Here is a 25586-nt window from a genome sequence, read left to right on the forward strand (position 1 = left end):
TTTGCTATTTGTTACATCACATTCCATACCTACCCTCGAAAAACTCAATGAAAGGTTTCATAAATCTTTTTTGCCTTGGCAACACCTACCACGGTGGCCAAATTTTCGAGCGAGGCGGACTTTATCCTTTTGACCGATTTGAATTTTTTCAACAATTCGCTGGCCGTTTTTTCCCCTATGCCGTCAATATTCTCCAATTCGGAATTAATGGCCGCCTTGCTTCTTTTATTCCTATGGAAGGTTATCCCAAATCGATGCGCCTCATTCCTAAGTTGCTGTACTATTTTCAGGCTTTCCGATTTCTTATCCAAATATAGGGGTATAGGGTCTTCGGGGAAATAAATCTCCTCTAATCTTTTGGCAATACCGATTATGGCGATCTTTCCCCTTAATCCCAGGATATCCAAACTCTTTAAGGCAGAGGACAATTGCCCCTTCCCGCCATCGATCACGATCAGTTGGGGTAAAGGTTCCCCTTCTTCCAATAGTCTTTTGTAACGCCTGAACACCACCTCCTCCATGGAGGCGAAATCGTCGGGACCTTCTACCGTTTTTATGTTATAATGACGATAATCCTTTTTCGATGGTTTCCCATTCTTGAACACCACACAGGCTGCAACCGGATTGCTGCCTTGAATATTGCTATTGTCAAAACATTCGATATGCCTGGGCTCTTCCCCCAATCGAAGGTCTTTTTTCATTTGAGCCATAAGCCTATTCGTGTGCCTTTCGGGATCCATGATCTTGATTTGGCTTAGTCGTTCCTGTCTAAAATATTTCGCATTTCGTATGGATAGATCCAAAATCTTACGTTTATCACCCAGTTTGGGAACGGTAACTTTTAGGTGGGGCTCTACCACCACTTTAAAAGGCAGGTAAATTTCCTTTGATTCGGAATTGAAACGCTGCCGTAGCTCAAAGATCGCCAATTGTAACAAGTCTTCGTCCTTTTCATCCAACTTCTTTTTGATTTCCAAGGTATGGGACCTTATGATCGAACCATGGGACAATTGTAAAAAATTAATGTAGGCGAAGGCTTCATCGGTAATGATGGAAAAGACATCGACATTATTTATGTTCGGATTTACGATGGTGGTCTTGGACTGGTAATTTTCAAGTACGTGGATCTTATCCTTGAATTGTTGTGCTTCCTCAAAGCGCATTTCATCGGCCAATTCCTTCATTTTATTCCTAAAGGAATGCAGGGAGGACTTAAAATTACCCTTGAGAATGTCCCGTATCTCTTCTACCTGTCGATCGTACTGTATAGTGTTTTGGAACCCTTCACAAGGGCCCAAGCAATTCCCCAAATGGTATTCTAGGCATACTTTATATTTACCCGCCTGGATCTTCTCCTGCGATAGATCGTAATTACAGGTTCTTATGGGATAAATATTCTTGATCAGATCCAATAAGGTTTTGATCGTATACATACTCGTATAAGGACCAAAATATTCCGATCCGTCCTTGATCAGTTTACGGGTGGGGAAAATCCTTGGAAAACGTTCATTCTTTATACAGATCCAAGGGTATGATTTATCGTCTTTAAGCAGCACGTTATAACGGGGCCTGTATTTTTTAATCAGATTGTTCTCCAATAACAGGGCATCCGATTCGGTAGCCACTACAATATGTTTAATGTTCTTGATCTTCTTTACTAAAATCCGGGTTTTACCGTATTCGTGATTTTTTGTAAAGTAGGAAGACACCCTTTTTTTGAGGTTCTTGGCCTTTCCCACATATAAGATCTTATCCTCACCATCATAGAACTGATATACCCCGGGACTGTTGGGCAAGGTGCTGATCTGTATTTTTAAGGGTAATTTGGACATTAACTCCGATAAGGATTTAGTTTATTCATTGCCACCTTAAGTTACTATGTTTTGGCACTAGTCAAAGGCGTATTCCCCTTTCCATCCCAACATATCGAGAACAGGCCCCTATTTAAAACATACCGACTATAAGGCGCATGCAACGCTAAACAAAAATAATCCCTTTACATGCCGTTTTTCCAATTTTCAATGTTTTTAACATTGCACAATTGTCTGGAAATTGATTATGGTAGTCGGAATTTAAGGCCGCATTGTGAATAATTATTTAAAATTATGCCACTAAATTTTAACCTTTTGTTAAAAATGGTTCCAAAACGTGCATTTCATCGATAAAATAATGCACTTGGTAGGATGCTAAGTCATTTTTTCTTTATTTTTATAACATCAAAATCACATTTTTCACATGGACAATTATATTATAACCCTCGGCACCTACTTGATATTAATGCTATTTTTCAAAATTTATATCGCAGTAGCTGTAAAAGAGTAAGAATCACTTAGTATCTTTATTCGTAAATTTTCAACCTCCCTACATGTTGAAGTCGAATTTACGATTGCATTATTCCCGACTTAGGAATCAAATTACCCCTGGAAAAATTTCCGATGATAGTTTGTTGATTGCCAATAAGGCCTTGGAACTTCCCATTTGGGATTTTGACTATTACCACCTATTCCTACCCATCCAAGATAAGGGGGAAATCGACACCGTTTTTTTATTGTCCATCCTCCAAGGAAGGGACAAACATGTAGTTCTTCCAAAGATGGAAGGAGCCTCATTGACCCACTTTTTACTTACCGACAATACCAAGATAAAAACCAACAAATGGAATGTTCCCGAACCTGTCGATGGTATTGGGATACCACCCGAAAAAATCGATGTAGTGTTCATTCCCCTGCTCGCCTATGATGAAAAAGGAAACAGGGTAGGCTATGGAAAAGGGTATTACGATCGATTCCTGCAACAATGTAAACCCGATGTCATCAAGGTAGGGTTGTCATTATTTGAGCCCGAAAAGAATATCGAGGATGTTGAGGAAACCGATATTCCATTGGATTATTGCATCACTCCAAAGAAAATCTACGCATTTTCGGGAAGTTGACTTTCTTCCACTGCTTTTTCCCCTCCTTTGTTGGCAAAAGCTTTTTTATTGAATACCAACAAAATACCGACCCCAGTACTTATTGCCATATCCGCAATATTGAAAACGGGATCAAAAAAGCTGAAACTTTTTCCCCCAAGAAAGGGTATCCAATCCGGCCAAGTCGTATCGATCATGGGAAAATAAAGCATATCGACTACCTTTCCGAAGAACCATCCTCCGTAAGGCTCATCTGAAAACATGCTGGCCACTTGACCGTTGCTATGGTTGAAAAGCACCCCATAGAAGACAGAATCGACAATATTACCCAAGGCTCCGGCAAAAATCAATGAAACCGCCAATATCAAGGTTGTTGAATATCGTTTTTTAATGCTGTCATAAAGCCAATATCCTATACCCGCCACAGCAAACAACCTGAAAACGGTCAAGATCAACTTCGCGGTATTTTCGGTAATCGGTAGGAAATCATCCAATTTAGCCCCCCAGGCCGCACCTGAATTCTCTATAAAATGGATTTTAAACCACTCGAAAACCACATAGGATTCACCGAGAACAAAATGTGTTTTAATATATATCTTACTCAACTGGTCTATAAGTAATACCAAGAAAATAAGTAATACGGATTTTTTTATACTCATTTGTATCTAATAAGGATGGGCAAAAATAGGCATATTATTCGATTTTTATCAGATGGATATCCCCGGTAGTTGTCGTTAAATCAAAATAATCGTCCCCTTGGGGAACATTATCGCTTTGAATGGCACCGTACTTATTTTTAATGTTAAACAGGGCGCCCTTTGTGTTCACGTCAATATCCCCACTACGCGTGAGCGCATGGGTTACCCCATGAATTTCCCTCAGATTGCAGTTACCATCGTCGAGAACGACCTTTAGGTTGTTGTAATCCCCTTTTGCCAACACATTGGAAGAGCTCCCTAAGATACTTACGTTCATTTTTTCGGGAATCCGAACCTGAATCGAAATCGAAATTACCTTGTGTGCACTTAACTTATCATTGGGCACGACAAAACTAGGTTGAAACCCAGCACTTATCCGAACAATAGGGCCATGGTGTTCAACCCGGACCAATAAATCGTTCCTATACTCACCATCTATTTGGGCCTCGACAACAATTTCCCTTGACTCCGAAGTGGAAAGCTCAAGTTTATAACAGTTTGCCGTATCAATTTCGAGATAGGTAGCTTCGGGATCCTCAAGGGTTTTCCGTATTACTTTTTGGGCCCTCAAGCCCGAAAGACCTATCAACAAAAGGATGATCGTAATACTTACCGTTCTACCCATTATCGGCATAAAAAAACGCCCGAAAGGGCGTTTAAATAATTATTGCATATTTTTCGCCTCAATACTAAGTGTTGCATGGGGCACTAATTTCAATCTTTCCTTATTGATCAACTTCCCTGTTACCCTGCAGATACCATAGGTTTTGTTCTCAATACGCAATAAAGCGTTCTTAAGGTCCCTGATAAACTTTTCCTGACGGATTGCCAACTGGGTATTTGCCTCTTTACTCATGGTTTGTGAACCTTCCTCAAAAGCCTTGAATGTAGGTGAGGTATCATCGGTACCATTGTTCCCATTGTTCATATATGAGCTTTTCAACAGCTCCAAATCACTTTTGGCTTTTACTATCTTGGCTTCTATCAAGGTTTTGAATTCCGCCAAATCCTTGTCTGAATAACGAACTTTTAAATCTTCTGCCATAATTTAGTGTTTTTCAATAAATAATCTTGTATTCACTTGGTCAAATGCAATTGCCGTGCCATTTTCCAAACTATCCTCAAAAACCAAATCGGCAGTCAAGGTTTCGGCTTTGATATAACCAAGGTTACTCTCGACCGCATTTTCCACCAATCCGTCTCTTAGGATTTTAATATCAATTCTGTCAGTTACCTCGTAACCGGACTCTTTTCTTATATTCTGAATCCTATTTACAAGTTCTCGGGCAATACCCTCCTTTTTGAGTTCCTCACTGATGGTCACGTCCAAGGCCACGGTAAGCGGTCCTTGACTTGCCACCAACCAACCCTCTATATCCTGTGAGGTTATCTCTACATCCTGTAACTGTAATTTAATACTTTTATTATTGATATCTAAGGATATTTCGCCCTCTTGCTCAATTTTTTGGATATCTTCCTGTCCCAAAGCACTTACACTTTGGGCAATCACCTTCATATCCTTGCCGAATTTAGGGCCTAGAACCTTGAAATTCGGTTTAATTTTCTTGACAAGGATTCCGGAAGCGTCATCCAACAGTTCGATTTCCTTAACATTGACTTCCGACTTGATCAAATCGGCAACTGCCTCAATCTCAAGACGCTGATTTTCGTCCAAGACGGGAATCATGATTTTTTGCAAAGGCTGTCTCACCTTGATTTTTTCTTTCTGACGTATGCTGAGAACCAAAGAGGATATGGTCTGTGCTTTGGCCATCTTACTCTGTAATCCCTTATCGATCAAAGCTGGATCAGACTCAGGAAAAAGCGATAAATGTACACTTTCAAAAGCATCCTTTCCGGTGGTATTGGCCAGATCTTTGTACAGGCGGTCCATAAAGAAAGGTGCAATCGGAGAAGATAATTTGGCCACGGTCACCAAACAGGTATACAAGGTTTGGTAGGCCGATATCTTGTCCTTTTTATATTCGCCTTTCCAGAAGCGTCTTCTACAAAGCCGAACATACCAGTTACTTAAATTTTCCTGTACATAATCGGAAATTGCCCGTGCCGCCTTGGTAGGCTCATAATCGGCATAGGCCCCATCAACCTTTTTGATCAAGGTATGCAATTCCGACAAAATCCAACGATCTATTTCCGGACGTTCGTTCAATGGGATCTCATCCTCCGAATAATTGAATCCGTCCAAGTTGGCATAAAGGGCAAAAAACGAATAGGTATTGTAAAGTGTCCCGAAGAATTTTCGTTTTACCTCAACAATTCCGTCGATATCGAATTTTAGATTGTCCCAAGGGTTCGCATTCGAGATCATGTACCAACGCGTAGCATCCGCACCATGTTCATCCATGGTCTCAAAAGGATCCACGGCATTCCCCAATCGTTTTGACATTTTCTTTCCGTCCTTATCCAATACAAGTCCGTTGGAAACGACATTCTTATAGGCTACGGAATCAAAGACCATCGTTGCGATGGCATGCAGGGTATAGAACCATCCCCGGGTTTGATCCACACCTTCGGCAATAAAATCTGCCGGGAAGGTCTCGCCTTTATCGATCAAATCCTTTTTCTCAAAAGGATAATGCCACTGGGCAAAGGGCATTGATCCGCTATCGAACCAAACATCTATCAAGTCGCTCTCCCTTTTCATGGGCTTACCCGAAGGGGAAACCAAAGTAATTTGATCTACAATGTTCTTATGAAGGTCTATCTTTTCATAATTCCCCTCACTCATATCACCGACATTGAAATCGGCGAAAATATCCGATTCCAAAACCTCGGCCGAAACGGCTTTGGCCATTTCATCCTTAAGTTGCTCCACAGATCCGATGATCATTTCCTCGGCACCATCCTCTGTGCGCCAAATGGGCAAAGGAATACCCCAATACCGCGATCTGGAAAGGTTCCAGTCATTGGCATTGGCCAGCCAATTGCCAAAACGGCCTTCCCCTGTAGCTTTGGGTTTCCAATTTATGGTTTGGTTTAGCTCGAACATACGGTCTTTTACCTCCGATATCCGTATAAACCAAGAATCCAAAGGATAATATAGGATAGGCTTATCGGTTCGCCAGCAGTTGGGATAACTATGCACGTATTTTTCAACCTTAAAGGCCTTGTTTTCCTCTTTTAATCGAATGGCTATTTCAACATCCACGGACCTTTCGGGAGCCGTACCCTCGTCATAATATTCATTCTTGACATATTTACCGCCAAGTTCCTTCATCTCGGGCCTGAACTTCCCTTGCAAATCTACGAGTGGGACAGGATTATTGTTCCCATCCAAAACCAACATGGGCGGTACTTCGGGCTTGGCCTGTTTCGCTACCAAGGCATCGTCCGCACCAAAAGTAGGTGCCGTATGCACGATTCCGGTACCATCTTCCGTGGTCACGAAATCCCCTGCGATGACCCTAAAGGCATTCTCGGGGTTTTGATACGGTAGGGCGTAGGGCATTAACTGTTCATAGCGGGTACCTACCAGCTCTTTTCCGGCGGCCCCAGCGATTATTTGAAAAGGGATTTTTTTATCCCCACTTGTAAAATCCGTAAAATCACTTTCCTCCTTAGACGCAAAAAACCTACCCGTAAATTGTTTGCCCACAAGGTTTTTGGCCAACACCACATTTATGGGTTCAAAGGTATATTGATTGAATGTTTTTACAAGAACATATTCGATCTTGGGTCCGACGGTCAGTGCCGTATTCGAAGGAAGCGTCCAAGGCGTGGTGGTCCATGCCATTAGGTATACCTCACCTTCTACCTCTTTAAAAACATTCGGCAAGGTCTCTTTCAACACCTTAAATTGAGCGGTTACGGTGGTATCGGTAGTATCTTGATATGTTCCGGGCTGGTTCAATTCATGGGAACTCAAACCGGTACCCGCCTTTGGCGAATAGGGTTGTATGGTATACCCTTTATAAATCAACCCCTTATCATAAATCTGTTTTAACAACCACCAAACAGATTCCATATACTTGGACTTATACGTAATATAGGGGTCATCCATATCTACCCAATATCCGATACGTTGGGTCATTTCATTCCAAACATCCGTATAGCGCATCACCGCCTTTTTACAAGCCGCGTTATACTCCTCAACGGAAATCTTTACCCCGATATCTTCCTTGGTGATCCCCAATTCTTTCTCTACCCCCAATTCTACGGGAAGGCCATGGGTATCCCAACCTGCTTTTCGTTTGACTTGAAAACCCTTCATGGTTTTGTAGCGGGGAAATATGTCCTTGATCGTTCTGGCAATGACATGATGGATCCCCGGCATCCCATTCGCTGAAGGGGGACCTTCATAAAAGACGTAGCTCGGATTTCCCTCCCTACTGGATATACTTTTCTCAAAAATGGAATGTTCTTTCCAGTACTGGAGTTCTTCTTCCGCGACCTTTGGTAAATCCAATCCTTTGTATCCTGCAAACTTCATAATAACAGCTTCTAATGCTACATTTTAAGTCTGCAAAACTAGTAATTTTTGTCGTATAAATGATTCAGTTCAATACAAAAGCCCCTTCGAAAAGGGGCTTTTTTACATCTTAATTGTTGATTGCGATTTATTTCGTTCCGGTAACGGTTACATTTGCGCTTATTTGCAAGGTGGCATTCACCGAAATCGCCCCTAGATCCAATCCCGTAGTAGACTCTACATCCAATAGGGCATTTAAGTAAAAGGTATCATCCTCGTCTTCTTTATAAGAGGCGAAAATCAATTCATACTCCCCTTCTTCCAAGAAATCCAAACTGTATGAACCCGTAATACCCGATACTTCAGAACTGGTTACGGCATTGGCGAAAGTCATGTCACTTTCCCCGCTACCTTGGGTTTCAACCTCCTCATTAAAAGTCCCTTTTTCGTAAGCGAAAACAATGATCTTGTCCGAAGTGTCATTGGTATCGTTCACGTTACCGGTAATTTCACCCGTCAACTCGGTATTTACCGTTCTGATCCCAGCGGATAATTCATCCATGGTCACAAAATCGTAATCGTTCGACAGTCCGTCATTCTCTTCCTTAATTGTTTTCCTTAGATCGAAATCGATGACAATTACGTTGGTGGCATCGGCCAGTACCTCAAAACTGTCCGAAATTACGATATTGTTCGATTCGGCTACCAAGGCATCTTTCTCCCCATTCGCTTTTTCGACATAACAACCGGGGGAATTCCCATCAACATCATTTTCAAAATCAAGTTCAAATACGATATTTGAATAGGTAGTCGCCTCAAGGTCTAAATTACCCAAAGCCTCAGTCTTTCCATCTACCAGGGCCGACAATTCGACGGTTGTTGCATTAAATCCCTCTAAAGACTCCCCATCGACGGACACATCGGTAATCGTAACGAACACAGCTTCAACCTCGGCGTTATCTATGGGCGCATCCGTTACTTCAAACGAAGTATTATACGATTCGGCCTCCATAGCAGGGCTATCGTCACTATCACATGATACCATTCCCATAAAAACCATAAATACCAATCCAGAAATCTTCAAATAATTCTTCATAATACATTTATTTTTGAAATTTTGCTTTATAACAATCGAAACCCGCCTTACCCTACATCCAAATTTCAAAATAAAACACGATTACCCCCTAGTTTCTTGATAAACAAGGGAATGAAAAAATATTTTTTTTTGAATTTATTCTAGTGGATCCCAGCCCTTCTGGTACGTATCAATACCAAATTCGCAAGCTCCCGTACCCCATGGGTAGTTCTAGCCATGCCATCTTTGGACCTTCAGTATTCGAAGTCCTATCGCGTTTACCAGTATTGCAATGTGGATGGAAACAAACCCATAGTATATCTTTATTACAGGAAGTTCGAAACAAACACAATGGGTATAACCTCCATGCCCCAAAGACCGGATCAAGGCATGATCCTAAAACCAAACCCGCTTTGGGTAAATGGGTTAAGACAAAAAAATGTTAAAGAAAAAAGCATCCAATTGATGGTATCTTACGTATATCATTTAAATCGAGATTCAAAACTAAATCGAAAACAACATGAAAAAATCAATTTTTAGTGCCATTCTATTGATCGCCATGAGCGTATCATTTGTTTCCTGTAGGGAAACTGCCGAAAAAGCAAAAGATGCAACCGAAAAAGCAAGTGAAGCTATGGACGAAGCTGCGGATGCTGCGGATGAGGCCGCTGAAGAAGCAATGGACAAAGCGGGTGAAGCCGTCGATCGTATAAAAGAAACCGGTGAGAATGCTGCCGAAGGTATCAAAGAGGCTGCTGATACGGCCGTTGATAAAGCCAAAGAATCCGGTACGGAAGTAAAGGATGCCGCTACTGAAGCCGTTGACAAGGCAAAGGAAAAAGCCGAAGAGGTAAAGGAAGTTATCAAAAACTAACCTTATTACGTCTTACATATTCAAACCCCGACGGTGTACCGTCGGGGTTTTTTTATTTAAAATTTATAGTCCAATCCCAAAATAAGGTTCCTTCCCGGTGCGGCAATCCCGGAAGAATAGGACCGATAACGTTGATCTGTAATATTTTCCAAGCTACAGCTGACCTTGAGTGCCCTACTGATTTGGTATTGGGTACGCAAGTTCAAGGAATACCATGATGGGGCATAAGGCAGGCCGTTTTCATCAGTGGCATAAATGTACTCCTTTGCCTGTTCGGAAGTGGCCAAATCATCATTTGCTATTTCCCCGTTATAATTCAAAAACAAATCCGTTTTAAGGTTCCGGTTCTTAAAGATCAAATGAACATCGCCGAAGGTCGGTGGCACATGCCTGGCCGGGGTATCGGTTCCGTCATCTTCTTCCTCGATACCCTCGGTAAGCGTGAGGTTCGAAACCAAGGATATATTTTCGGTCAGGAAGGCTTCCAATCCAAATTCGAATCCGTAAACATAAGCTTTGGCCGCATTTTGCATGGCCTGTACATTACTCAATTCCCCGTTGTACTCAATTTGGGATTCCCCATTGAAAAGATAATCACGTCGTACCAGGGCATCGACCAAATAGGTATAAAAAGCAGCACTTTTGATAACCAATTTATCGTTATAATTTTTTTGTAGCCCCAACTCCACATTGTAGGCATATTCAGGCTCCAATTCAGGATTGGGAACCACTACCGAACCGGGTTCGGAGTCGAATACCTTTCCAATATCATCGATGTTCGGGGCCCTGAATCCGGTAGAACCATTGAACGTTACCTGTAAATTGGCCCGAGGAAACCAACTAAAACCCAAACTCCCAGTGAGTGCACCCGTACTAAGGTTGGCATCATCGAAAGGAAATGGATAGAAGGTCTTATCAAATTCGGCATCGATCCAAACGTGACTGTACCTTAACCCCGAGAGCACCGTGAAATTGGGCTTGGCCTTATACTCCCCATTTAGATAGGCCGCTGCAGTTTGCCATGTGGAACCATCGGGATAGCGGGATGGGGAAGCGGAAATAATGGAGGTGGTGATATCTTTCTGACTTCCATCGGAACCCACATGGTTGTACACATAGGATGCCCCATAATACAAGCTTAGGTCCCCGATTTTCTTGTTTTCAAAATCGATATTGGTCGATAGGGCATTGACCATTTCCTTGGTCGAATATAAGATAGGGTCCTGAAAATCCCTGTCATTCCTACTTTCCTCAAAATATTGATACGCAGTGGTGACCTTAAGGCCATTATAGAACTTTCCTTTTCCCTTTTTATTCAACTGTACGTTACCCATGAACCATTTCTGGGGACCGTAATACCATTCGGCCGAACGAAGCCCCGTACCTTCACTATCGGGACGGATCAACCGATCATACCGGGAATAATCGGAAGTTTCCGAATAGATCAACCCTAGATCCAAACTCCAATTATTATTGGGTTTATGGGATACCTTCTGCATAAAATTCCACTGATCGTACCCCGTGGGCACCTGTACCCTAGGGTCGCTGTTCGTTACCAGGGCATCGACCCCATTTTCGGTAACCACGTAGTTATTGCGTAAATATTCATCGGGACCATGGGATCCCATTTTCAAATCATCAAAATCATTATAGGATACACTGCTTAGGTATGCCCATTTGTTCGTCCCCAAATTGATATCGAAATGGATTGTTTTTTCATTATTGGCCGAAGCATAGCGCCAATTGGCATTTCCTGAAACCGAAATACTGTCCTGGTGTGCGTACATTGCCCCTTTGGAATAAAAGTTCATTACCCCGCCCAGGGCATCACTCCCATAGATGACGGAACCCGGACCAAAAATGATTTCGGTCTTATTGATCGTAAAAGGATCGATCGAAATAACATTCTGAAGGTTACCTCCCCTAAAAATCGCATTGTTCATCCGCACTCCATCAACGGTCAACAACAATCTGTTGGTCGCAAAACCTCGGATCATGGGGCTCCCACCGCCGAGTTGACTTTTTTGTACGAAAACCTTGCCACTATTCTGAAGCAGATCGGCCGATGTCTGTGGATTTGTAAAGGCGACCAATGCTGCATTTATGGCAACTATCTTATGGGGAATGTCTTTTTTCTGCTGCTCCCATTTTGAAATCGACATGACCACCTCATCCAATTGTTCAGGTTTCAGCACCATCAAAGCCATGGAACCGTTCTTGAGCAACTGCGATTTGGAAGTCCTGTAGACCTCATAACTTAAATGCTTGAAGGTAATTCGCTCATTCTCCTTAAAATGGGAAAGATCACATACACCTTCCAGGTCAGAGAGTGCGGTTTTTGATTTATCGTGATTGTAAATGGCCACATTCACAATAGGTTCTTTGGAATAATAATCCAAAACCTTGATTTCTTGTGCTGTTACGGCAGTAAACGTCAAAAAGACCAAAAAGCATACTAACCGGTTCATACTAACTGAAAACTTCATTTAAAATATCAAGTGATTTGGGTTTTCGAAATCCCTGTAAATGTAATTCAAAATAAAGGACCAACGTTTGCAGCAACTGCTGCCGATCGGCCTTCTTCATCTTGATCGTATGGATTGCATCAAAATTTATGCCTAAAAAGCGTTTAAAGTAATTTAAATTTTCGCCGGAAATATTTGGATTCATATTAATGGCATTCCTAAACTCCCCTTCCAACAAATCAAAGTAATCACCGGACATTTGGGTAGTATCGGGATAGAAGCCTAGATATTTCGTAAGATCGAATAAGAAATAAATATGGAAATTGGTTATCTGCGTATTGGAGTCCATCCACTGAAGGGCACTTTCCACATAATGGAACAATCCTTCATTACATTCCTCTTCCTGTATACTATTGGATAACATTTCCGCCAAAAACATCGAAATGGCATTCTTGGCAATATCAACATGCAGGGTTTGATAAGGGTAAGAGACCCTGACTTCGCGAATGGATTCCAAAGTACCCTTGTTCTTATGGTTGGCCACGATCTCCAATTGGGTGAGCGGTTGAAAATAACCCGATTTCAATCTGCCTTTTTTTGACGCCAAAACCCCTTTGAGCAAATATGATTTCAACCCGTCGGATAAGGTAAAGGCTTTCACGATCAAACTGGTATCGCCATATTTTAAGGCCGACAATACGATTGCTTTGGTTGTGACTTGCATAAAAGGTGCTTTGAAACCCATAAAGATAAAGGTATCTTAACGATTCCGCGCATAAAAAAAGCCTTCCTGTAATCAGGAAGGCTTTTACACTTATTTTGAAATTTATTAGATTACCCCTTGGGCGAGCATGGCATCGGCAACTTTGACAAAACCGGCAATATTTGCCCCTTTTACGTAATTGCAATACCCATCTTCCTCTTTACCGTATTCGATACAGGAATCGTGAATATTCGACATGATCCCTTTCAAACGTTCATCTACCTCTTCGCGTGTCCAGCTGATACGAAGCGAATTCTGTGACATTTCCAGACCGGAAGTGGCAACACCCCCCGCATTGGAAGCTTTACCGGGTGCGAACAGGATTCTAGCATCATGGAAAGCATGGATTGCTTCAATGGTAGACGGCATATTGGCACCTTCGGCAACACAGATACAACCATTTTTCAAAAGTTCTTTCGCATGTTCAAGATTCAATTCATTCTGGGTGGCACAAGGCAATGCGATCTCACATTTGACACTCCATGGTTTTTTCCCTTTATGGAACGTTGCATTCGGATATTCATCAACATACTCGGAAATACGGCCCCGACGGTTGTTCTTTAACTCCATGATGAATTTCAGTTTATCGGCATCGATACCCTCCTTATCATAAATGAATCCGCTGGAGTCTGACATGGTCACGACTTTTCCCCCCAGTTGCAATACCTTTTCTGCGGCATATTGGGCCACATTACCGGAGCCTGAAACAACAACCGTTTTACCGACGACATCATCATTTCTGGTCTTGAGCATATTTTGGGCAAAATACACCGTACCATACCCTGTGGCCTCCGGACGTATTCTAGAACCGCCCCATGAAAGGCCTTTACCAGTAAGTACCCCCGTAAACTCGTTTCTTATTTTCTTGTACATCCCGAAAAGGTAACCTATTTCCCTGGCCCCAACACCGATATCACCGGCGGGAACATCGGTATTCGGCCCGATATGACGACATAATTCGGTCATAAAGGCGTGGCAAAAACGCATCACCTCATCATCTGATTTTCCCTTTGGATCAAAATCGGAACCTCCTTTACCCCCACCCATCGGCAAGGTTGTCAAACTATTTTTGAAAACCTGTTCAAAAGCCAAAAACTTAAGAATACTGGCATTCACGGTTGGATGGAAACGCAATCCTCCTTTATAAGGCCCAATGGCCGAGTTCATTTGGATACGAAACCCCCTGTTTACATGGATCTCACCTTCATCATCCACCCAGGCGACCCTAAAGGAAATAAACCGTTCCGGTTCGACCATCCTAAGAAGAATGTTCTTACCACTATAAATCTCATTATTCGCTATATAAGGAATGACGGTTTCCGCTACTTCCTGCACCGCTTGAAGAAATTCAGGTTGATGGCTATTCCGGGCCGTAACCTCATCCATAAATGCTTTTATTTTTGCTTCCATATATTATGTAACAATTTTAATTTTATTGAATTTAAAATATAGTGCCAAAATTATAATATTATTATAATTTGACCCCTCCTTTTTTAAAAATACTGCAATTTAATTTCAAATTCGTGGTTTCCAATTACGTTTTGCGCAATCCCTTCCTTTGAAAATCCCCTTACTGTGCTTTACTTTAAGGCTTGCTGTAAATCCGCAATAAGATCTTCTTGATCTTCAATGCCCACACTCAAACGGATCAAGGTATCGAGAACCCCGCTTTTTTCACGTTCTTCTTTGGGAATTCCGGCATGGGACATGCTGGCAGGGTGTCCTACCAGACTTTCTACCCCACCCAATGATTCTGCCAAAGTGAATAATTTTAATTTTTCGATTATTTGAATGGCGTCCTTCATTTCGTTTCCTTTGGGAATAAATGAGATCATCCCACCAAACCCTTTCATCTGTTCTTTAGCGACTTTATGGTTGGGATGGTTTTCGAAACCCGGCCAATAAACCTTATCGATCTTTGGATGCTGTGCCAGGTAATTGGCAATGGCCTTTCCGTTTTCACAATGACGTTGCATCCGTACATGCAGGGTTTTGATTCCACGTAATACCAAAAAACTATCCATAGGGCCACATACGGCACCACTGGCATTTTGAATAAAATAGAGTTGGTCGGCCAGTGCTTTATCCTTGACTACCACTGCTCCTGCCACGACATCGCTATGACCCCCTAAATACTTGGTCGCCGAATGCATGACGATATCGGCACCCAAATCCAATGGTTGTTGCAAATAAGGGGTGGCAAAGGTATTATCGACCGCCAAGAGCACCTTATGTTCTTTGGCAATCTTTGCAACAGCCTTGATATCCACGATATTCATCATGGGGTTGGTCGGGGTTTCTACCCAGAACATTTTCGTATTGGCATTGATATACTGCCTTAACCCCTCAGGCGACTGCATATCCACAAAATGAAAGATGATCCCATATTTCTCGAAAACACGTTTAAAAAGACGATAACTACCCCCATAAATATCACCCGTACAAACCACCTCATCCCCGGGTGCGAATAGTTTGATGACTCCATCTATAGCAGCCAAACCACTGGCGTAAGCTAGTCCGTACACCCCGTTTTCGATACTGGCCAAAGCATTCTCCAAGGCCGTTCGTGTGGGATTGGCACTACGTGAATAGGCAAATCCTTGATGTCCTCCCGGCGTAGTCTGTGCAAATGTGGAAGTTTGGTATATCGGGGTCATAACCGCCCCATAGGCCTTATCAGGTTGTTGCCCTCCGTGTATCGTTTTACTATTGAATTTCAATTGCTTCATCGCCATACTTTATAATTTTGCGGATAAAAGTAGGGTTATCTTTTAAAGATTGCAATGAAGCATTAATTTTGTGGGGTACAAACGTAAGAAATAAATGAAAGTCCCAATTTCCCTAGTACTTTGCCTCTTGGTGTTCATAGGATGTAAAGAAGATGGCAAACTTTTCTTTGAACTTGAGGAAATTTCTGAGGAAGCTTGTGAAGGATGTCCAAATATATATATCGGGATTCCCCGTTCTTTGGAGGATTCCAAATTATCCGAAACCATAAATACCGCTCTTGATGAGGAATTGATTTACCAATTGGTCTTCGATGAAGATATCGAAGTGACCACCATATCCGAAGCCATTCAATCCTTCCAAAACGGTTATGATGAACTACGGAACCTATACCCCGATGAAATCACACCTTGGGAAGCCAATATTACGGGATCGGTTTCCTATGAAAACAAGGACATACTAACGATAGCCCTTAATTCTTACCTGTTTACGGGTGGGGCCCATGGCTATACGACCCAAAGGTTCTTGAATTTTGACAAGCGAAAAGGAGGGGAAATGGACAACTGGGAACTCTTCAAGGATAAAGACCGTTTTAAACAATTTGCCGAGACCAAGTTCAGGATACAGGAAGGCATTCCTCAAGAAAGCCCTATCAATACTACGGGTTTTATGTTCGAAGATGACAAATTCCACCTTCCCGAGAACATCGGTTTTAACGAAAAAGGCTTGGTTTTGCTCTATAACCAATATGAGGTGGCCTCCTATGCCGATGGTGCCATAACTTTAGTACTGCCTTTTAATGAGGTCAAGAACTATTTGGCAAAGCATATCGTGCGGTAAATTCAAGGCTTGGTCAACAACACCTTTTCCAACGATAGGATGGCACCTAAATGCAACCCTTCATGAAACAGGTTGAAAGCCATGGCGTCCTCAATATCCTTTAGGGTCACCTTGGCACTAGTGGTATATTCCTTGAAATCCTTGAAAAGCCCATTCCCATAATCTTCCTGTGTCCGTTCAATGGTTGAAAACAGGAAGCCTTTGATCATATCCATTTCTTCCTTTGTTGCCGTACCATCGGGGACGGTTCCCTTTTTGAATTTATCGACCAGCTCCGTGGGGACCTTCATATCCAAGCCACTCAGTGCATATACCAATAGTTGTTGTGTCACGACAACATGGGCTATGTTCCACCAAATATTGTTGCGATACCCGCTGGGTATTTGCAATAGCATTGCTTCCGGGGTTTTCGTAAGGATCGTATAAAGTGCTTTTCGATTTTGCAGTGTAATAGATAGTAGCTTTTCCAAATGATAAGGTTTTAAAAGGCCTTAAAAATAGAAAAAATACGATGGAATTGGGTTACTTTGTACTTCAATTTGTCGAGGAACATTAATATTATGGACATGAAAAAAGTATACTACCTTAGCAGCTGTGACACCTGTAAAAGAATAATGGACGGGTTAAGTCCGTTAGACGATTTTGAATTACAGGATATCAAGACGACACCGATAACCAAAGCCCAACTTGGTGAAATGAAAAAACTCGCCGGTAGTTATGAGTCCCTTTTCAGCAAAAGGGCACGACTTTATAAAGAAAGGGGATTGGCCCAAAAGACCCTTGGTGAAGCCGATTATGAAAAATTGATCCTGGAACATTATACGTTTTTAAAACGGCCGGTATTCCTCTATGGGGACAAAATATTTGTAGGAAACAGCAAAAAAGTGGTTGAGGCCGCCAAAGAAACCATTCACCCTTGAGTAAACGCGCCTTGGCCATATTGGCCGCTATTGGAGCCACGATCATCTATGGGCTAAACCATACCATTGCCAAAGGGGTAATGCCCGATCATGTCGGGGCCTATGGTTTTGTGGTACTCCGGGTCATGGGTGCGGCAATATTATTTTGGGTGATTTCGATATTCGGCCCCAAAGAATGTATCGAAAAGAAAGATTACCTGCGGATCGTTCTATGTGCCATTTTCGGCATGGGCCTGAATATGTTGTCCTTTTTTAAAGGACTATCCCTATCTACCCCGATAAATAGTGCGGTACTTATTACCACCACCCCCATTATCGTTTTGATTTTATCGACGGTACTGATCAAGGAAAAGATATCGCGCAAAAAGGTATTTGGGATATTCGTTGGACTTCTAGGGGCCATGGGCCTCATCTTATTCGGAAAGGAACTACGCCAAGATGCCCCGAATATTCCGATGGGGAATTTCCTGATCCTGATGAATTCATTTTTCTATGGGACGTATTTGATACTGGCCAAAATCCTTATTTCGAAATACCATCCCTTTACCTTTATGAAATGGCTATTTTCTTTAGGTATACTTATCTGCCTGCCCTTTGGGTATCATGAACTTACGGCCATACAATGGTCCACCATACCTTTTGATATGGTTTGGCGCATTGCCTTTGTGATCATCGGGACCACATTTTGCACTTACCTTTTCAATATTTATGCCCTCACCCAACTAAAGGCTTCGACCTTGAGTGCCTTTGTCTATGTTCAACCCTTAATCGGTATTCTTTTTGCCATTGTTATAGGCAAAGATGCCTTGACGACCACAAAAATACTCTCGGCATCATTGGTTTTCCTAGGGGTTTATCTGTCGAGCAGAAAAACTAAACCAGATCTTTAGGCCTTTTGGCGTATTTGCGGGTATCTTCTTTGGTCAGCATACGAAAACCTTCGGGCCGATCAATGCGTTCAAAAACATCCAACAATTCTTTGGGGAGTGGTGTAAGTTGCCTTGTTTCCATACTGATCCAAGCTCCCATCATTTCACAGTGGGCCACATTCCTACCTTTTCCGTCATAAAAATTATGATGGAATTCGAAAAAACAACCGTCCTCGCTCATGCCCATGAATTCAAGTGAAACCCGAACCGGGTTACCAAGAAAGACTTCCTTGAAATAATACATATGCTCATAAAAAACAACGGGACCCAATTTGTTTTTGACCATCACCTTATGACCAAATCCCATTTCCAACATATAGGCCATACGGGTATGGCCCATAAAATTTATATAGGCCGAATTCGCCAAATGCCTATTGGCGTCAACATCGCTCCAACGAACTTCAAATTCTTTTAAAAACATTTTTCCATCATTTTTTTACTATGCATGCATAAGAATTGCAAAAATACCATAGTTTTGGAAAATGGCGGATAACCTTCCCCAAAAAAAATCCCTACATTTAAATACAATAAAACCACCCTATGAGCACTAAAGCATCTTTTATCAAAGATCTCTCCCTACCGGTAATAGCAGCGCCAATGTTCCTTATCTCCGGACCTAAATTGGTTATTGAATGTTGTAAAAACGGTATTGTAGGAACATTTCCCGCATTGAACCAACGCACCAGTGAAGGCTTTGAACAATGGCTTTTGGAAATCAGGACCGCGTTGGAAGCCTTTGAAAAAGAGACGGGTAAAAAAGCAGCGCCTTTCGGGGTCAACCTTATCGTACACCCCACCAATCCCCGACTTGAAGCTGATTTAAAACTCTGTGTAAAACACGAGGTGCCCTTGATCATCACTTCATTGGGTGCCGTTTCGGAAGTCGTTGATGCCATTCACAGTTATGGTGGACTTGTTTTTCACGATGTAATCAAAAAAAGACATGCACAAAAGGCCGCAGGGGCCGGCGTAGACGGACTCATTTTAGTTTCCGCAGGGGCAGGTGGCCATGCCGGCACCATTAACCCCATGACCTTAGTCGCGGAAATCAAAAAGTTCTATGACAAGACCATCATACTTTCAGGATGTATAAGCACGGGTAGGGATATTGCCTCCGCCTTACAAATGGGGGCCGATCTGGCCTATATGGGAACGCGGTTCATCAATGTGGAAGAGAGTAGGGCCACCGATGATTATAAAAAAATGATCATTGCTTCCGGTGCGAGCGATGTGGTATATACCGCTGCCATTTCCGGTGTACATGCCAATTTCCTAGGGGCCAGTCTAAAAGCTGCGGGTATTACCGAAGAAGACCTGAAAAAAGACCGAAAAATTGATTTTGGGAAAGAATTGGATACCGAGGCCAAAGCATGGAAAACCATTTGGTCTGCCGGACAAGGTGTGGCTACCATAGAAAATGTTCTTCCCGTTGCCTCCTTGGTCAGTACGTTGAAAACCGAATTCAAATCGGCCTTGGAAGAACAGTTGAAAGTGTTGGAAATTTACCCGAAATAACCTTAAAACCATAGTTGATCGACATGCCCATCATCACATCGGAATACAACCCGCCTTTTATATTTAAAAATGGACATTTTTCGACCATTTACTCCGGCTTGGTACGTACCGTATCGGGGGTAACCCAAGAACGGGAACGGATAACCTTACCTGATGGGGACTTTCTGGATTTGGATTGGAGCTATGCTAAAAAGCCCAGTCGTAAAGTACTTATTCTAATCCATGGTTTGGAGGGCAATGCCCAAAGACCCTATATTACCGGAAGTGCTAAATTGGCCAACGCCCATGGCTACGATGTTTGTGCCATTAATTTAAGGGGCTGCAGTGGGGTGGCCAATACGCTTTACCGCTCCTACCATTCAGGTGCAACCGAAGATCTTGATGCCGTATTACAGCATATACTTACGCTAGACCAATATGATGGCCTGTACTTAATGGGTTTTAGTTTAGGGGGTAATCTATCCCTGAAGTTCATTGGTGAGGAAAGGGACCTCCCCAAAGCATTGAAAGCCGTCGTTGCCGTGTCGGCCCCATGCGATCTTTACAGTTCCCTAAAACAATTATTACTGCCTATCAATTACCTTTATGCCCTGCGGTTCAAAGAACACTTAGTTGCCAAATTGCGCATTAAACAACAACTGTTCCCTTCAAAAATTTCCGATAGCGATATCGCGAACATCAAGACCTTAAAAGACTTTGATGACATTTATACGAGTGCGGCACATGGTTTTGAAGATGCCATGGATTATTATAAAAAATGCAGTTGTCTGCAATTCTTGCCAAAAATCAAGGTTCCTGCCTTGATCATAAATGCGGCGAACGATTCGTTTTTGGGTAAAGCCTGCTATCCCCATAAAGAAGCGGAAGAAAACGAATCTGTTTTCCTGGAAGTTCCCGTATCTGGCGGACATGTTGGTTTTTATGGCCGTAGGAACACTACATATACCGAAAAAAGAGCACTAAAATTCTTTGGGGAAATATAGGATTAGGTTCTAATTCTTATCTTAGTCCATAAATCCATAAGATGCAAAAATACCTGCGTGATAAAAAGCTTGACATGAAGAACCTAATTGCTGTTTTAGCCCTTGGTGGCATCCTACTTGGCTGTGGCGAAAAAAAAGAAGAAAAGAAAGGTGGTTTTGAAATGAACCGTACCAAAAAGGAAGTTCAAGCGGAAAAGGCCAAGGAAGAAGTTCCGGTCGACTTGGACAACAAAGGGGTAGGTCCGATAACCTCAGTGGATTTTGGTGCCGAAATCGATACGGAATTGGCTGCCCAAGGTGAAAAGACCTATTCTACCATATGCATTGCTTGCCATATGGCGGAACAACGAATGATCGGACCGGCCTTGAAAGGGGTTTATGACCGTCGGAGCCCGGAATGGGTCATGAACATGATCTTAAACCCTGATGGAATGCTCAAGGAAGATCCCATCGCCAAAGCTTTGTTGAAAGAATATAACAATGCCATCATGCTCAACCAAAATTTAAGTAAGGAAGAGGCCAGGGCCATTGCAGAGTATTTAAGAACATTATAATCAAAACATACCTATTTGGGAAGGCACGTTCAACCTATGTGCATTCCTTATATATATCGATCATATCTCATCAACGGCCACCTTATAGGTTGGATCTTCAAGTAAGTTCACGTCGATGATATCATCGGCATTTTTCAACAACCTTATACAGTCCTTGCTCAAGTGCTTTAAATGGACTTTTTTTCCGGCTTTGGCATAACGCTCGGTCAACTTGTTCAAGGCCTCGATACCGGACATATCGGCAACGCGGCTTTCCCGAAAATCGATGATCACTTCTTCGGGATCATCCTGAATATCGAACTTTTCATTGAACAGGGTCGTAGAGCCGAAAAATAAAGGGCCAAAGATCTCATAGTGTTTTATACCTTGGTCATCGACGTATTTCCGTGCACGAATACGTTTGGCATTCTCCCAAGAATAGGCCAAAGCGGAAATAATGACCCCGAACAATACGGCAATGGCCAGGTTATGGGTAACCGCAGTGATCAAGGTTACCAAGACCATCACGATAACATCGGAATTCGGCATTTTCCGGAAAGTCTTAAAACTGGCCCATTCGAAAGTCCCAATGGCCACCATGAACATAAGTCCGACCAAAGCGGCCATTGGCAAACGCTCTATAAGACCAGATCCGAACATTATGAAAACCAACAACATTACCGCTGCCGTAATACCGGATAACCGGGCCCGAGCACCCGAGGAAGTATTGATCAAACTCTGGCCGATCATGGCACAACCCCCCATTCCCGATAAAAATCCGGAAAGGATATTGGCCGTTCCCTGTGCCACGCATTCTTTGTTACCCCTACCTCTGGTTTCGGTTATCTCATCAATGATATTCAAGGTCAGCAAACTTTCCGTCAGTCCTACCACGGCAACGATCAGGGCAAAGGGGAATATGATTTTCAAGGATTGTATCGTAATCGGTATTTCAGGAATCGATACCGGTGGAAACCCACCTTGGATCGACTGACCTTCTTTCATGGTATCGGCAACGGTAAGGGTATCTATCCCAAAGCCTATCACGATGGCGGAAACGACAACTATCGCCAACAAGGAAGAAGGAATGGCCTTGGTCAGTTTTGGAAACCCCCATATGATCAACATCGTCAGCAATGTAAGTCCCAACATGGTATACATCGAAGCACCGGTCAAGAGTTCATCGGTTCCCTTTTGGTAAAAATTGGGAAACTGGGCCATGAAAATGATGATCGCCAAGCCATTTACAAAACCGAACATTACCGGATGGGGTACCAAACGGATGAATTTACCCAACCGTAAGAACCCGGCAACAATTTGAAGGATCCCGGCTAGGATGACCGTTGCAAAAACATAATGAAGTATACTTTCCGGTTCAATACCGGGAAAAGTGTTCTTCAATTCCAATATCAATCCGACAAAAACAACGGCCACAGCCCCAGTAGCCCCTGAAATCATTCCGGGTCTACCCCCGAAAATGGAAGTGACCAAAGCCAAGACAAAAGCCGCATATAAACCTGTCAAAGGGGAAAACCCCGGGATCAGTGCAAATGCGATTGCCTCGGGCACCAAAGCCAAAGCAACCGTAAGCCCCGATAAGACCTCCGTTTTATAGTCTACTTTCTGTTTAAAATCGAATATATTCAAATACTTCTTCATACCCAGCAATTTAAGGGCGCAAAAATAGTACTTATTGTTGGTATGACCTTAAAACATCGGATTATTGAGGATTTGGCAAATTACTACGACCTTGATTCCTGCTATTTCGCTTCAAATGGCGATAATTTTGCGGTTTTCCACTTCTTGTCCTCCCATTGTGCGGATGGCCTCAAATAACATGGCCTTTAGGGTCAATCTGTTCTGCGAAGACATAAAAGCCACCGATGTATTGAACAATAAAAGAAAATTCCTACCGAACGAACCACTTACCCTATAGAAGGTAAATTTCCCACTTAAATAAAAATTAATGGGTGTTTGTGTTTAAATTATTTTATATATTTGGCTCCGAATTACACGTGCATAATTTCACATATGTTAAATTTATAAGATGGATGGATGAACAAATTAACATATTCAAGGCCCTATCCGATGCAACCAGACTAAAAATAATTTGGCTGCTAACCAACATCGATGAAAAGATTTGCGTTTCGGAAATTGTAGAGGTTTTGGATGAATATCAATATAATGTATCGCGCCATTTAAAAATATTGAAACAAGCCAAGTTGGTAGAAGAGGTAAAAGAAGGAAAGTGGGTATACTACTATTTAACACCCATCAAAAACGAATTTCGCCAATTGATGCAAGAAGCCATAAAAACAATTCCCGAATCACAGATTAATTATGAAATACAAAAGTGTAAAAAATTATTGGCAGAACGACAAAAGTAAAATTAAACTTCACGGACCATAAACAACAAGAAAATCGAGCATTCGCTTTTTTTTATAAAAACATATGTGGTTTAGCGCATATATATTACAACCAATTAAATAAACATCATGAACGAAAAATTGAATTTAGCATTAGACGAATTTATACACGTAGGCGTAGTATTGGTATTCATCATTGCCCTTGTATCGATAATCACCGGTTTAATTAGGGCTTTTATACCACAGGAAAAACTTCAAAGGCGGCTATCAAAAACGGGGAAATTCAGTGGTTTGATGGGGGCTTTACTAGGAATCCCCACTCCTTTCTGTAGTGCATCCATGGTTCCCGTATCAATGGGGATGATAGAAATGGGAGCCCCTTTCGCCATGGTGTTTTCCTTTTTACTATCTGCCCCATTGGCAAATTTTGTTGTCGTTGGTTTTATTTTCGGTGTTTTCGGATGGAAAGTGGCATTGGTTTATTTCTTGATTGTTTTTATTGGCTCCGTTTTTTTTGGTAGCATTGCCGAAAAGACATCCCTTAAACATAGTGTAAAGCGAATTGATCTAAAGACTAAGACAGCTACAAGTACTTGTGCATCCCAACCTGCTGTTCGCTGTGGTACCGTTTCAAATAACGCAGTGGCATCTTGTGCAACCGCCCAAAACCCGTGTGCAGATACGCAATCGCCTTCTACCGGTTTATGTGGACAAACGCGTGAATCCAATCCAAAACTTACTGAAGCCTTTAATTTTGGCTGGGCCTTGTTCAAGCGCATATTCCCCTATGTTTTACTAGGTGCGGTGATCAGTGCGATTTCTGCGGTATTTGTCCCTGATGCATGGGTTGAAAAATATCTTGGAAATGATAGTCCACTTGCCATACCTATAGCGGCAACCATTGGTGTCCCCTTGTATTTACGAATCGAAATGGCTATCCCTATCCTAAAGGCACTCATTGTCAAGGGGATGGGTATGGGTGCGGCCATGGCTTTGATTATTGGCGGAACGGGAGCCAGTTTACCTGAGATCGCCATTATTTCTTCCATGTTGAAACCCAAAGCCATAATGGCATTTGTGTGTTCTGTCATGACCATGGCAATCGTCGGTGGTTTTATCTTTTACTTTTTCTATTAAATACAAATTGTATGCAATCGCTCTCTAATTTTTTTAAATCCCTAATCAAGGCTTGTCCGTACTCCCTTGTTGGAAAGAAATGTATTGGTGTTGTTAAGGGCAAACCAAGTACTCATGAAAAATCAAAAAACAAAGCACTATTATTTAAAGCAGGCATAAGAACAGGGCGTAACATTTCACTGGTTGGAGTGTTTTGCCCTTTTCTTTGGTATGCCATATTATCGGGATCCGGTATGGATTTTATAATACTGAATTTAATACATTCGGGAATCATAGTACTTATTGGGCTTGTTGTATTAGGTATTAATTATACCGCATTATACGCTTACACAAAATCAAATAAAAAAAGTTAATCCACTTTTTAGTTAACGTTTGATTTTAATAAGCGCTACTGAGATAATGACCTAACCCATCCTCTTTT

At 42.1% G+C, this 25586-nt stretch carries 24 protein-coding genes; 11 read left to right on the forward strand and 13 right to left on the reverse strand.

Annotation, left to right across the window (positions count from 1 at the left end):
- Nucleotides 1-44 precede the first annotated feature (44 nt).
- The gene (gene uvrC / locus PHU20_RS14740) at nucleotides 45-1832 is read right to left on the reverse strand and encodes an excinuclease ABC subunit UvrC (protein WP_274826154.1); all 1788 of its coding nucleotides are present in this window, start codon (nucleotides 1830-1832) and stop codon (nucleotides 45-47) included.
- 533 nt (nucleotides 1833-2365) lie between these two features.
- On the opposite strand from uvrC, the gene PHU20_RS14745 reads away from it, so the two are divergent.
- On the forward strand, nucleotides 2366-2932 hold the full coding sequence (locus PHU20_RS14745; protein ID WP_274826155.1) for a 5-formyltetrahydrofolate cyclo-ligase: 567 nt from the start codon (nucleotides 2366-2368) through the stop codon (nucleotides 2930-2932).
- Here PHU20_RS14745 and PHU20_RS14750 read toward each other — a convergent pair.
- The 5 genes from PHU20_RS14750 to PHU20_RS14770 all read right to left on the reverse strand — a co-directional run bounded on the left by PHU20_RS14750 (nucleotide 2911) and on the right by PHU20_RS14770 (nucleotide 9134).
- Nucleotides 2911-3570: a lipoprotein signal peptidase gene (locus tag PHU20_RS14750; protein WP_274826156.1), complete on the reverse strand. Its 660-nt coding sequence runs from the start codon at nucleotides 3568-3570 to the stop codon at nucleotides 2911-2913. The two genes, PHU20_RS14745 and PHU20_RS14750, sit on opposite strands and share 22 nt — an antisense overlap.
- 34 nt (nucleotides 3571-3604) lie before the next feature.
- Nucleotides 3605-4234, reverse strand: coding sequence for a DUF4097 family beta strand repeat-containing protein (locus tag PHU20_RS14755; RefSeq protein ID WP_274826157.1), 630 nt, complete (start codon nucleotides 4232-4234; stop codon nucleotides 3605-3607).
- 39 nt (nucleotides 4235-4273) lie between these two features.
- Nucleotides 4274-4654, reverse strand: a complete 381-nt coding sequence (locus tag PHU20_RS14760) for a TraR/DksA family transcriptional regulator (protein WP_274826158.1) — start codon at nucleotides 4652-4654, stop codon at nucleotides 4274-4276.
- Between the two features lie 3 nt (nucleotides 4655-4657).
- Entirely contained in the window at nucleotides 4658-8059 is a 3402-nt protein-coding gene (ileS, locus tag PHU20_RS14765; protein ID WP_274826159.1) for an isoleucine--tRNA ligase, read from the reverse strand.
- A gap of 127 nt (nucleotides 8060-8186) precedes the next feature.
- On the reverse strand, nucleotides 8187-9134 hold the full coding sequence (locus PHU20_RS14770) for a DUF4382 domain-containing protein (RefSeq protein WP_274826160.1): 948 nt from the start codon (nucleotides 9132-9134) through the stop codon (nucleotides 8187-8189).
- Nucleotides 9135-9633: 499 nt separating this feature from the next.
- On the opposite strand from PHU20_RS14770, the gene PHU20_RS14775 reads away from it, so the two are divergent.
- A complete protein-coding gene (locus PHU20_RS14775; RefSeq protein WP_274826161.1) occupies nucleotides 9634-9987 on the forward strand; it encodes a hypothetical protein in 354 nt (117 codons plus the stop codon).
- Nucleotides 9988-10043: 56 nt separating this feature from the next.
- Here the strand turns inward: PHU20_RS14775 and PHU20_RS14780 are convergent, their stop codons facing one another.
- The 4 genes from PHU20_RS14780 to PHU20_RS14795 form a co-directional block, all read right to left on the reverse strand.
- Nucleotides 10044-12473, reverse strand: coding sequence for a TonB-dependent receptor (locus tag PHU20_RS14780; RefSeq protein ID WP_274826162.1), 2430 nt, complete (start codon nucleotides 12471-12473; stop codon nucleotides 10044-10046).
- Nucleotides 12457-13176: a DNA repair protein RecO gene (gene recO / locus PHU20_RS14785; protein ID WP_274826163.1), complete on the reverse strand. Its 720-nt coding sequence runs from the start codon at nucleotides 13174-13176 to the stop codon at nucleotides 12457-12459. Before recO ends, PHU20_RS14780 begins: the two co-directional genes overlap by 17 nt.
- Before the next feature lie 105 nt (nucleotides 13177-13281).
- Nucleotides 13282-14625 (reverse strand): NADP-specific glutamate dehydrogenase, encoded by a 1344-nt coding sequence (gene gdhA, locus PHU20_RS14790; RefSeq protein ID WP_274826164.1) that lies wholly within the window; start codon nucleotides 14623-14625, stop codon nucleotides 13282-13284.
- 170 nt (nucleotides 14626-14795) lie between these two features.
- Nucleotides 14796-15950: a cystathionine gamma-synthase gene (locus tag PHU20_RS14795; RefSeq protein WP_274826165.1), complete on the reverse strand. Its 1155-nt coding sequence runs from the start codon at nucleotides 15948-15950 to the stop codon at nucleotides 14796-14798.
- 88 nt (nucleotides 15951-16038) lie between these two features.
- Here PHU20_RS14795 and PHU20_RS14800 point away from each other — a divergent pair, with 88 nt between their 5' ends.
- Nucleotides 16039-16782, forward strand: a complete 744-nt coding sequence (locus PHU20_RS14800; RefSeq protein WP_274826166.1) for a DUF3298 and DUF4163 domain-containing protein — start codon at nucleotides 16039-16041, stop codon at nucleotides 16780-16782.
- Nucleotides 16783-16784: 2 nt separating this feature from the next.
- Here the strand turns inward: PHU20_RS14800 and PHU20_RS14805 are convergent, their stop codons facing one another.
- Nucleotides 16785-17252: a DinB family protein gene (locus tag PHU20_RS14805; RefSeq protein ID WP_274826167.1), complete on the reverse strand. Its 468-nt coding sequence runs from the start codon at nucleotides 17250-17252 to the stop codon at nucleotides 16785-16787.
- Nucleotides 17253-17348: 96 nt separating this feature from the next.
- Between PHU20_RS14805 and PHU20_RS14810 the strand changes: the two genes are divergently transcribed.
- Together PHU20_RS14810 and PHU20_RS14815 are read left to right on the forward strand one after the other, a co-directional pair.
- Nucleotides 17349-17702, forward strand: a complete 354-nt coding sequence (locus PHU20_RS14810) for an arsenate reductase family protein (RefSeq protein ID WP_274826168.1) — start codon at nucleotides 17349-17351, stop codon at nucleotides 17700-17702.
- Complete coding sequence (locus PHU20_RS14815) at nucleotides 17699-18592, forward strand: DMT family transporter (RefSeq protein WP_274826169.1); 894 nt, start codon at nucleotides 17699-17701, stop codon at nucleotides 18590-18592. Before PHU20_RS14810 ends, PHU20_RS14815 begins: the two co-directional genes overlap by 4 nt.
- Here the strand turns inward: PHU20_RS14815 and PHU20_RS14820 are convergent.
- Nucleotides 18576-19052: an acyl-CoA thioesterase gene (locus PHU20_RS14820; RefSeq protein WP_274826170.1), complete on the reverse strand. Its 477-nt coding sequence runs from the start codon at nucleotides 19050-19052 to the stop codon at nucleotides 18576-18578. The two genes, PHU20_RS14815 and PHU20_RS14820, sit on opposite strands and share 17 nt — an antisense overlap.
- A gap of 119 nt (nucleotides 19053-19171) precedes the next feature.
- On the opposite strand from PHU20_RS14820, the gene PHU20_RS14825 reads away from it, so the two are divergent.
- The 3 genes from PHU20_RS14825 to PHU20_RS14835 all read left to right on the forward strand — a co-directional run bounded on the left by PHU20_RS14825 (nucleotide 19172) and on the right by PHU20_RS14835 (nucleotide 21683).
- A complete protein-coding gene (locus PHU20_RS14825; protein ID WP_274826171.1) occupies nucleotides 19172-20146 on the forward strand; it encodes an NAD(P)H-dependent flavin oxidoreductase in 975 nt (324 codons plus the stop codon).
- Between the two features lie 23 nt (nucleotides 20147-20169).
- Nucleotides 20170-21129 carry a YheT family hydrolase gene (locus tag PHU20_RS14830; protein ID WP_274826172.1) on the forward strand — a complete coding sequence of 320 codons (960 nt, stop codon included), beginning with the start codon at nucleotides 20170-20172 and terminating at the stop codon, nucleotides 21127-21129.
- A 74-nt stretch (nucleotides 21130-21203) separates the two neighbouring features.
- Nucleotides 21204-21683, forward strand: a complete 480-nt coding sequence (locus PHU20_RS14835; protein WP_274826173.1) for a c-type cytochrome — start codon at nucleotides 21204-21206, stop codon at nucleotides 21681-21683.
- A 60-nt stretch (nucleotides 21684-21743) separates the two neighbouring features.
- On the opposite strand, the gene PHU20_RS14840 is transcribed toward PHU20_RS14835, so the two are convergent.
- Nucleotides 21744-23321, reverse strand: coding sequence for a SulP family inorganic anion transporter (locus PHU20_RS14840; protein WP_274826174.1), 1578 nt, complete (start codon nucleotides 23319-23321; stop codon nucleotides 21744-21746).
- 392 nt (nucleotides 23322-23713) lie between these two features.
- Here PHU20_RS14840 and PHU20_RS14845 point away from each other — a divergent pair, with 392 nt between their 5' ends.
- The 3 genes from PHU20_RS14845 (at nucleotide 23714) to PHU20_RS14855 (ending at nucleotide 25518) form a co-directional block, all read left to right on the forward strand.
- The gene (locus PHU20_RS14845) at nucleotides 23714-24049 is read left to right on the forward strand and encodes an ArsR/SmtB family transcription factor (protein ID WP_274826175.1); all 336 of its coding nucleotides are present in this window, start codon (nucleotides 23714-23716) and stop codon (nucleotides 24047-24049) included.
- 108 nt (nucleotides 24050-24157) lie between these two features.
- Entirely contained in the window at nucleotides 24158-25165 is a 1008-nt protein-coding gene (locus PHU20_RS14850; protein WP_274826176.1) for a permease, read from the forward strand.
- Nucleotides 25166-25176: 11 nt separating this feature from the next.
- A complete protein-coding gene (locus PHU20_RS14855) occupies nucleotides 25177-25518 on the forward strand; it encodes a hypothetical protein (protein ID WP_274826177.1) in 342 nt (113 codons plus the stop codon).
- Nucleotides 25519-25586 lie beyond the last annotated feature (68 nt).

This window comes from Maribacter polysaccharolyticus (assembly GCF_028882255.1).
GTDB classification, from domain to species: Bacteria; Bacteroidota; Bacteroidia; order Flavobacteriales; family Flavobacteriaceae; genus Maribacter_A; species Maribacter_A polysaccharolyticus.